The sequence below is a fragment of the Henriciella sp. genome (genome assembly GCF_029936995.1).
Taxonomy (GTDB): Bacteria; Pseudomonadota; Alphaproteobacteria; order Caulobacterales; family Hyphomonadaceae; genus Henriciella.
Genome location: NZ_JAPYRE010000006.1, coordinates 202,365 through 212,331 on the forward strand (window position 1 = coordinate 202,365; position 9,967 = coordinate 212,331).

Consider the following 9,967-nt stretch of genomic DNA (forward strand, 5'->3'; position numbering starts at 1 on the left):
GGCCATCAGGGAGGGATTGATGAAATTGCGTACACAGCAGCTATCCATTCTGGCCATGGGGCTCGCAACTGCGGCCTGTTCGGCTGGCGAACAGGGCGGTGGCAGCACGATTGAGCCCGCAGCTGACGCGCAGGCCACAATCGAAGAGGCAGAAAAACCGGAGATCGAGCCCGTTGAGACCCGCAACGCCTATTTCGGTGATCTGCATATTCACACACGTAACAGCTTCGATGCTTATATTTTCAATGTCCGGCGCACCGCCGATGATGCCTACCGGTTTGCCAGGGGCGAAACGGTCAAGCACCCGTCTGGCTTTGACATGACGATTGCCGGTGGCCCGCTGGATTTCTACGCTGTCACGGACCATGCGGAATATCTCGGCATTCTTCCGGCCATGAATACGTCCGGCACGGAGCTAAGCGACCTGCCGCGCGCAAAAGACATGTTCTCGACTGATCCCGAGAAAATCACAGAAGCTTTTAACGAGGTTGGCTCCTCCGTACGCTCGGGCGAGCGGATCGAGGAGATGTATGACCGCCCGCTTATGAAATCGGTCTGGCAGCAGAATATCGAAGCTGCCGACCGGTATTATGAGCCAGGCGTCTTCACGACCTTTGCAGCCTATGAGTACACCTCTGTTACCACCAGGCCGGACGATGCCGGCTTTGGCGGTGGCAACCTGCACCGGAATGTATTCTTCCGGGACGCTGCACCTGACAGGGCTTTCTCCACGCTCGACTCGACCAATCCGGAAGACCTCTGGGACTGGATGGATGAGCAGAGGGCCGATGGCATAGAGTCGATTGCCATTCCCCATAACCCGAATGTCTCTGATGGCCAGATGTTCAAGCTGGAAACCTATGAGGGCGAGCCGCTGTCTGCTGCCTATGCCGACCAGCGCATGCGCAATGAACCACTTGTGGAAGTGACTCAGGTCAAGGGCACATCGGAAACCCACCCTGATCTGTCGCCAAATGATGAGTGGGCCGACTTCGAGATCTATGACCGCTTGCTGGGCAGCTACAATGTGTCGGCCACGGATGGCAGCTATGTGCGCCAGGCCTATCGCCGTGGTCTCGAACTCGAGGAAGATGAGGGATTCAACCCGTTCCGCTTTGGCATGGTGGGCGCTTCAGACAGTCATGTCGTCGGCGGCGCTTATGCCGAAGACGACTACTGGTCAAAGGTCGGTATTATAGATGGTGTGCCGGCCGCCAGGGGGTCGATCCCGTTTCCGCCAGCGAAAAGCTGGGACGAGCAGCCGGACAACTCCATCACGAGGAATGCGGATGAATGGTTTTCCCGCTGGTCTGCAGCCGGCCTGACCGGGGTGTGGGCTGAAGCCAATACTCGTGAATCCATCTTCGATGCCTTCCGCCGCAAGGAAACCTTCGCCACGACAGGGCCACGCATGAAAGTCCGGTTTTTTGCGAGCCTGGACTTCGAGCCCGGTCTCGTCAGCGATCCGGACCTTGTTTCAAAGGCTTATGACACGGGCATCACAATGGGCGGTGATCTTGTCGGCGATGGCAGCAGCACGCCGAGCTTCCTCGTCTGGGCACAGCGCGATGCGAACGCTGCTCCCTTGCAGCGCGCTCAGGTGGTCAAGGTGACTGCGGCCGGTGAACAGGTCTATGACGTTGCCTGCCATAAAGGCGAGCCCGACCCCGAGACACATCGCTGCCCTGACAATGGTGCAAGCGTTGACCTTGCAACGTGTGAACCGCAGAGCGACGGCGCTGCAGAGCTCAAGGCAATGTGGAGCGACCCGGCATTCGATCCGTCAGAGCGGGCAAGCTATTATGTCCGGGTTCTGGAGAACCCGACCTGCCGCTGGTCGACCTGGGAAGCCCTTGAAAACGGTACACCGCCCCGTCCGGACCGTCCAAAGACGCTTCAGGAACGCGCCTATACTTCTCCCATCTGGTATACGCCGGGCAAATAGATGCATCGTCTTGTCCGTGAGCCCCTGGTTCATTTCGTCCTGCTGGCCGGGCTGATTTTCCTCGGCCATGCCTGGCTCAGTGAACGTGGCCGGTCTGCTGAGAGTACGATCGTGGTCTCGCAGGCAGATCTCGAGCGCCTGGCTGAGCTTTATGCCGTCGAGGCGGGCAGCCTGCCCGGCGAGCGCGATATGCGCGGTATGCTCGTTGACCATGTGGAGCAACAGGCACTTGCCCGTGAGGCGCGCAAGCTCGGCATGGCCGAAGGCGATACGGTGATCGAGCGGAGGCTCGCGCAGAAAATGCGCTTCATGTTGTCTGATCTCGATGAGATGGAGCCGCCATCTGACGAAGTGCTGGAAAGCTGGCTTGAAGAGCATGAAGACAGGTTTGCCGAGCCTGCGAGATGGTCTTTCCAGCATGTCTTCTTCACAGACGCTGAGGCGCCGAAGATTTCAGATGCGCTCGATAAACTGAACAATGGCGCTGATTTTGACTGGCGCAGCCTGGGCGAACCCTTCATGTTGCAGCGCGAGTACAGCGAGTTGCCTGCCCGTGAGATTACCCGGCTTTTCGGAAGCGGCTTCACGCAGGCCGTTCAGGCGCTTGAAGCAGGAGATACCTGGCACGGACCTGTACGGTCTGCGCTTGGCACTCACCTGGTGCGGGTGCGCAAGCAAACCGACGCCTACCGCCCCCCGCTTGAGGATATCCGCCCGGCTGTGGAGGCCGACTGGCGCAATCAAGGACAGCGTGAACGCACTGCGAAGGAAGTCCAGTCAATTGTCGATCAGTACGATGTCGTGATCGCTGACGGTGCGAGTGAATGAGCTTTCTGCGCGTCCTGTGCCTAATCATGCTGCTGGGCACCGGGCTTTTACGCCCGGCGAACGCACATGAGGTCAATCCCGCCTATCTGGAACTTGCCGAGGGCGAGCCCGGGGTTTTCGAAGTCCTCTGGAAGCAGCCCTTGAAGGATGGCCGCCGCCTGCGCCTGGCCCCGGTGTTCCCATCAGGTTGCGAGAGTGGGGAGAAACGCCTCAAGGCCGCGGGCACGGCGGTCATAGAGCGGTGGGAAATAACCTGTCCACTGACGGATGGAGAGATCCGTATCGAGGGTCTGGACCGCACTTTGACGGATGTGTTCGTCCAGATAAACCGTGCCGGCGAGCCTCCCATCTCGGCAGTCCTGCGCCCGACTGAGGCTGTCTTCGATCTTGGCACCTCCCGGAACGCAGCTCCGCTCTTGGCCTATTTCAGGATTGGCGTCGAACACATCATCTTCGGCTTCGATCACCTTCTCTTCGTGCTGGGGCTCTGCCTCGTTGTCCGGCCCCGCCAGCTGCTTGCGACAATCACGGCTTTCACGGTCGCGCACTCGATCACGCTGGCCCTGTCGACGCTCGCCGGGATCACCCTGCCGGGACCACCTGTGGAAGCTGTGATCGCACTGAGCATCATTCTACTCGGGCGTGAGGCCCTGGCGCTTCAAGCCGGGCGTGAAGCCCTGACAGGCCGTGTGCCCTGGCTGATCGCATTTGGCTTCGGGCTTATACACGGGTTCGGTTTTGCCGGGGCACTCTCGGAGATTGGACTGCCGGAGAATCAGGAAGTCTGGGCGCTGCTCCTGTTTAATCTCGGTGTGGAGGCCGGGCAGCTTGTCTTCGTGGCTTTCATCATTGCCATTGCCGGCGGCCTCTGGATGCTCATGCAACGCGCACAACAGGCCTGCCGCACACTTGCAGCCTATTTCATTGGTGTGGCCGGGACCGCCTGGCTGATAGAGCGCGTCGTGTCTTTTCCCACTGTTTGAAATGGCGGCTGCTGCGCCAGCAAGCAAGCGGCGCGACGCGCCTATTGCCCAATCATGGCCGCTCCCTTGGCTGCAATCATGATGGTGGGCGTGTTCGTGTTGCCTGAGGGAATGCTAGGCATGACGGATGCATCGATCACCCGAAGGCCTCCGATCCCATGGACGCGAAGCGTGGCGTCGACGACCGCCATCGGGTCGCTATCAGTTCCCATTTTCGCTGTTCCCACCGGATGGAAGATCGTGGTGCCTATGTCTCCGGCGACTTCTGAAAGGTCTTTGCCATTCGCCGCCTGGCCGGGAACGAACTCTTCAGGGCCAAACCGCTTGAGCGCTGTCTGCTCCATCAACCGTCTCGTGACACGGATTGCGTCCGCCGCGACACGGCGGTCTTCCTCGGTGTCCAGATAATTCGGATTGATAATAGGGGCAGCTTCCGGCTCACGCGAGGAAATATGTATATTTCCGCGCGATGTTGGAGAGAGGTTACACGCTGCAACAGTGATCGCAGGGAAGCGGTGAAGCGGGTCGCCAAACTTGTCGAGCGAGAGAGGTTGGACGTGAAACTGGATATTCGCTCTCTCCCGGTCTGGATCGGAGCGTGTGAATATTCCAAGCTGTGACGGTGCCATGGTCAACGGGCCGCGGCGGCGGAAGATATAATCCAGCCCCATACTGGCTTTGCCAAAAAGTGCATAATAGCTCTGATTGAGTGTCCGGGTTCCAGAGACCTTGTAGATCGCCCGTTGCTGGAGGTGATCCTGAAGGTTGGCGCCGACGCCCGGCAGGTCCACTATGGTCTCGACACCCGCCTCAGCCAAAACGGCCCCCGGTCCGATACCGGACCGCTGCAGGATTTGCGGACTTCCGACCGCGCCAGCACAGAGAATGACTTCTGCATTGGCTTTCGCGGTGAAGCTTTGTCCGTTTTTACTGAAGCTGACGCCCGTGACATGACCGTTCTCAAGTGTCAGTGTTTCCGTGAGGGCGCCAGTTTCCAGCCTCAGGTTCTCGCGATTCAGCGCGGGCTTGAGAAAGCCGCGTGCCGAAGACCAGCGACGGCCGGCTTTCTGGTTAACATGGAAATATCCTGATCCCTCATTATCGCCTGTATTGAAATCAGGGATCTTCGGAATGCCCATCTCTTCTGCCGCATCGCGGACTGCATCGAGGATTTTCCAGCGGACACGCGGCGGTTCGACCCGCCATTCACCGCCAGAACCATGCATCTCACTCTCACCGAGATAATGGTCCTCTATGTCGCGAAAAAAGGGCAAGACATCTTCCCAGCCCCAGCCGGGCAGGCCGCTGTCGCGCCAGGCTTCATAGTCTGCTGCCTGTCCGCGCATCGTGATCATGGCGTTGATCGCAGACGACCCTCCGATAACCTTGCCGCGCGGATAGTCGAGCGCACGGCCATTGAGGCCGGGTTGCGGGGTCGTCTTGAACATCCAGTCTGCGCGCGGGTTACCTATGGCGAAAAGGTACCCCACGGGGATGTGGAACCAGACCCAGTTGTCCTGTCCGCCCGCCTCAAGCAGCAGGACCCGTTTGGCCGGGTCGGCCGACAGGCGGTTTGCTACGACGCAGCCTGCCGACCCGGCACCAACGACAATGTAGTCATACTCCCCGGCCAGGCGTTGGGTAGACGCCTTCATCAGCCTGGCTGTACGTCTGTGAACCGGCCACCCTCCTTGGCGAGACGCTTCAACGTCTCACATGGGGCAAAACGTTCATCATCCGCGCCAAGCCGTTCCATCGTCGCAAGAACGGTCTCCGCACCGACCATGTCACCATAGAGCATCGGGCCGCCCTTGTCGGCTGGCCAGCCATAGCCGTTGAGCCAGACAATATCGATGTCCGAGGCACGTTGGGCCTTTTCTTCCTCGAGGATTTTAAGACCCTCATTGATCATCGGGTGAATGCAGGTTGCGATTATCTCGTCCCGGTCCGGTGCGTTTCCGGCCTCGACGCCGGTAACGTCCTTGATGATCTTCGCGGTTATATCTGAGGGAACAGGCTGGCGGCTCTCGTCATAGTCGTAATATCCTGCGCCCGTTTTCTGGCCCCGCCGGTCAAGCTCGCAGAGGGCATCTCGGATCGGGTTGTTTGTCTTAGCGCCTTTTTTCCAGCCGATATCTAGGCCGGCCAGATCGGACATCTGGTATGGCCCCATCCGGAAGCCAAATGCGTTAAGGGCAGCATCCACATCCCACGGCATGACTCCGCGATACAGGAGTTTCTGGGCCTGCGCCTGACGCGCGAACAGTATGCGGTTGCCGACAAAGCCGGGGCAGACACCAACGAGTACGGCGATCTTGTTGATTGTTTTCGCCAGGTCCATGCAGGTTGCAATCACATCGTCGGCCGTATGATTTGCGCGGACGATTTCGAGTAGCTTCATCACATTCGCAGGCGAAAAGAAGTGTAGTCCGATGACATCTTCCGGGCGCTTGGTGACGCTTGCGATCTCATTGATGTCGAGGGCTGAGGTGTTGGTCGCAAGAATGGCGCCCGGTTTCATGATGCGGTCCAGGTCGGCGAAGATTTTCTTCTTCAGCTCCATGTCTTCGAACACCGCTTCGATGATCAGGTCGCAATCTGCGAAATCTTCCATGTCCAGCGTGCCTGTCAGCCGGGCCATACGTGCTTCGACCTCGTCCTGGGGAAACCGGCCCTTGTCGGCGCTGCGCTGATAATGGCCGCGCACGACGGAAAGCCCGCGATCAAGGGCTTCCTGCTTCTGCTCGAGGATCACGACCGGGATACCGGCTGTGGCGAAGTTCATGGAAATGCCACCGCCCATCGTGCCTGCGCCTATGATGCCGACTTTCCCGATGCTGCGGCGCTGGGTGTGCTCCGGAACGTCGGGCACCTTCCAGGCATCCCGTCCGGCCTGGGCGATATAGTCGGATATTTCGTCAGTCGTCATCGAGATAGCGGGCATGATTGGCTTTCTCTCCCTTGGCGTGTTTCAGAATATAGATAGCAGAGAGGAGCACCCTGTGGCCGCATAGGCAATGCCTGCGACCTTGGAATTGCCAACTTCGCCCAGCAAGTTTCGCCTGAAAATACCGGGCGCAGACGTGAATTTGACAGCCAGCGCACGGATTGCGACGAGTGCGGGTCATGGGCGCGAAGTATAAAGCGCCTGTGGCGTCGTCCCTGACGCGCCTGACCTTATTCACCTTCGATAGGATTTCATCATGCAAGCCGCAAAAACGGGCGATACCGTCCTTATAGATTACACCGTTCAAACAGCCGATGGCCGGGTCGTCGGAAAAACCGAAGAAGACGCGCCAGTATCGGTTACCATTGGCAGTGCCGAGATATTCCCGGAGGTCGAAACCGCTCTTGACGGTATGGAAGTCGGCGGCGAACGCTCGGTCACGGTAAGCTCTGACAATGCCTTTGGCCCGCGCCGTGAAGAGATGATCATCGACATTCCACGCGCGCAGCTGCCGGATGACAACACTCCCGAACCCGGCATGACGCTGGCCGCCCAGCAGCAGGACGGCTCTACAGTAAACCTCACGATCGTTTCAGTAAATGAAGAGACGATCACGGCCGATGGCAATCACCCCCTGGCGGGCGAGGATCTGCATTTCGGGCTGAAGCTCGTCGACATCAAGCCTGCTGCCTGAGGCCGCTACAACGGCCATGTCTGCGTCGAGATCCGCAGGCATGGCACCAGCGTTGACTGATTCTCTGTTATAAGAAGCGAATTCCAAAGCGCTGGGCTGCGTGGCGGTGTTGAGAGACAAATACAAACTCGTCTCCGTCTTCCGACGGCAAGCCACCTTTCTGGCTGGCTGCATGTGACGATATTCTACGAGGTCGGCATTGTGGTTCTTCGCCTGACCGCATTGCATCGTTCTTTGGTCTCTTTGCTCTTTGAAGCAGAGCAACAGCGTGAATTGGATTGCTGATATGTTCTGCTTGTCTTCATTGGCCGGAGACCCGGTCGGTCCCACGTTTGAATTGAGGGAACGTCGCAAAGGGAAGATAACCGCAAAAGCAAATTCACAGAATAGCGGATCATCCCGTGAGAGCCAGATATATAGCTGCTGATCTGCTTTCCCAAAAAATGCATTATGCAATCAGACGTTCAATGAAAATCCCGGCTCGCAGGAATTATCCGAGCACTGCGGGGATGGCGCCCACCGGGCTGGCTTTTCCACTCGGGTATAGGCCGGCGAACCTCATCCGCTCTGGCCACTGTATGCCTGAGCGGGTCGTTCTGGGCGTCTTCCGTTAGCAGGTTCAGGTCACTGGTCAGGTCGATCAGCTGGGCCGCCACGATATGGGTGACATTGTCAGCCCTCTGGACGCGGCCATTGATCAACATGATCCGCGCACTCATAAGCGCGGCCCGGTATAGCTCGCCGGTCCGCGGCCAGATGACGGTATTCGCGATGCCTGTTTCATCTTCTAGTGTAACGAAGTAGACCCCGTTGGCTGAGCCGGGCCGCTGACGCACCAGCACAACGCCGGCTGTTCGTACACGGGCCCCGTTTCGCTGGGCGACCGCCTCCTGCGTGGTCATCAGACCAAAGCCTTTATAGCGTTCCCGCAGGAAGCTCATGGGGTGATCTTTCAGCGAGAGGCGTGTCGTCTGGTAGTCCTGCAGGACATGCTCAGACATTGGCATATGGGGCAGCCGGGTGGCATCTTCCTGGCCTTGCTCGGCTGTATTGGCCGCGGCAAAGAGCGGGAGGGCTTGGCCAGGTGCCTCACCTCGCACAGTCCAGAGAGCGCTGCGCCGGTCCAGTTCCATGGACTGGAAAGCATCGGCAGCGGCCAACAATTCAATGGCCCTGCGGCTGATACCCGCACGGGGGCGAATATCTTCCGGCCGCTCAAAGCCTGCTCCGCGGGCCGCCATAAGCGCTTCCATTTCGTCCTCACGCAGGCCGTCGACCTGCCGGAAGCCGAGGCGGACCGCGTAGTTTCCGCCTTCAGCGGGCTCAAGAATATTGTCCCAGTCCGACAGGTTCACATCCACGGCGCGCACCTCGACACCATGCTCACGCGCATCGCGCACGATCTGGGCCGGTGCATAGAAGCCCATGGGCTGGCTGTTCAGAAGCGCGGCGCAAAAGACATCCGGATGGTGGCACTTCAGCCAGGAGGAGACATAGACCAGTAGTGCAAATGACGCAGCATGGCTTTCCGGAAAGCCATATTCGCCGAACCCCTTCACCTGGTCGAAACAGCGCTGGGCAAAGGCGCGCTCATACCCGCGCGCAGCCATGCGCGAGACCATCATCTCTTCATAATTCTGGATCGTGCCGACCTTGCGGAATGTCGCCATGGCGCGGCGCAGGCCATTGGCTTCGTCGGGCGAGAAATGCGCCGCATCGATCGAGATCTGCATCGCCTGCTCCTGGAAAAGCGGGACGCCGAGCGTGCGCGAAAGAATACGCTCCAGCTCGTCAGGCGGCCCTTCTTCCGGGGCAGGACTGGGATAGCTCACTTTCTCAAGCCCCTTGCGCCGGCGCAGATAGGGATGAACCATGTCCCCCTGGATCGGTCCGGGCCGGACAATCGCCACTTCGATGACGAGATCATAGAAGGTCCGCGGTCGCAGCCGCGGCAGCATGTTCATCTGCGCCCGGCTCTCCACCTGGAAAACCCCAAGCGAGTCCCCCTCGCACAGCATGTCATAGGTCGCACTGTCATCTGGCGGGATACTGGCGAGCGTATGCGCGATCCTCTTGTGCAGCTTCAGGAGATTGAATGCCTTGCGGATACAGGTCAGCATGCCGAGGGCGAGGACATCGACCTTCATCAGGCCGAGCGCATCGATGTCGTCCTTGTCCCATTCGATGAAGGTGCGTTCCTCCATCGCTGCATTGCCGATCGGCACGGTCTCGACCAGCGGGGTACGCGTCAGCACGAAGCCGCCGACATGCTGGGAGAGATGCCGTGGAAACCCGATCAGCTGACGCGTCAGGATGATGGCGCGCCGGATCGTCAGATTGTCTGGGTCGAGCCCGGCCTGACGGATCTGTTTTGTATCGATATCCGTGCCCCAGCTGCCCCAGATCGTTCCGGCCAGCGCCGAAGCGATATCCTCCGACAGGCCGATTGCTTTGCAGACCTCCCGTACCGCCGAGCGCGGGCGGTAGCATATAACAGTTGCTGTCAGCGCCGCCCTGTGGCGGCCGTAGCGGCGATAGACATACTGGATGACTTCCTCGCGGCGTTCATG

At 59.3% G+C, this 9,967-nt stretch carries 7 protein-coding genes; 4 read left to right on the plus strand and 3 right to left on the minus strand.

Features of this window, described 5'->3' with window-relative positions; translation table 11 throughout:
* Positions 1-19 precede the first annotated feature (19 nt).
* From Q1K31_RS14050 to Q1K31_RS14060, 3 genes are read left to right on the plus strand one after another with little or no spacing between them, the layout of a single operon-like run.
* Positions 20-1,945, plus strand: a complete 1,926-nt coding sequence (locus Q1K31_RS14050; RefSeq protein WP_300380834.1) for a DUF3604 domain-containing protein — start codon at positions 20-22, stop codon at positions 1,943-1,945.
* On the plus strand, positions 1,946-2,773 hold the full coding sequence (locus Q1K31_RS14055) for a peptidyl-prolyl cis-trans isomerase (RefSeq protein WP_300380836.1): 828 nt from the start codon (positions 1,946-1,948) through the stop codon (positions 2,771-2,773). It begins immediately after the preceding gene.
* Positions 2,770-3,756 (plus strand): HupE/UreJ family protein, encoded by a 987-nt coding sequence (locus tag Q1K31_RS14060; RefSeq protein WP_300380840.1) that lies wholly within the window; start codon positions 2,770-2,772, stop codon positions 3,754-3,756. The genes Q1K31_RS14055 and Q1K31_RS14060 overlap by 4 nt, the downstream gene beginning before the upstream one ends.
* 41 nt (positions 3,757-3,797) lie before the next feature.
* Here the strand turns inward: Q1K31_RS14060 and Q1K31_RS14065 are convergent, their stop codons facing one another.
* Both Q1K31_RS14065 and Q1K31_RS14070 read right to left on the minus strand, forming a co-directional pair.
* Positions 3,798-5,411, minus strand: a complete 1,614-nt coding sequence (locus tag Q1K31_RS14065; RefSeq protein WP_300380842.1) for a GMC family oxidoreductase — start codon at positions 5,409-5,411, stop codon at positions 3,798-3,800.
* Positions 5,411-6,700 (minus strand): 3-hydroxyacyl-CoA dehydrogenase, encoded by a 1,290-nt coding sequence (locus tag Q1K31_RS14070; RefSeq protein ID WP_300380845.1) that lies wholly within the window; start codon positions 6,698-6,700, stop codon positions 5,411-5,413. Before Q1K31_RS14070 ends, Q1K31_RS14065 begins: the two co-directional genes overlap by 1 nt.
* Before the next feature lie 259 nt (positions 6,701-6,959).
* Here Q1K31_RS14070 and Q1K31_RS14075 point away from each other — a divergent pair, with 259 nt between their 5' ends.
* Positions 6,960-7,397 (plus strand): peptidylprolyl isomerase, encoded by a 438-nt coding sequence (locus Q1K31_RS14075; protein WP_300380847.1) that lies wholly within the window; start codon positions 6,960-6,962, stop codon positions 7,395-7,397.
* Positions 7,398-7,861: 464 nt separating this feature from the next.
* Here Q1K31_RS14075 and Q1K31_RS14080 read toward each other — a convergent pair.
* Positions 7,862-9,967: error-prone DNA polymerase (locus Q1K31_RS14080; RefSeq protein WP_300380850.1), on the minus strand; the 2,106-nt coding region annotated here is incomplete at its 5' end.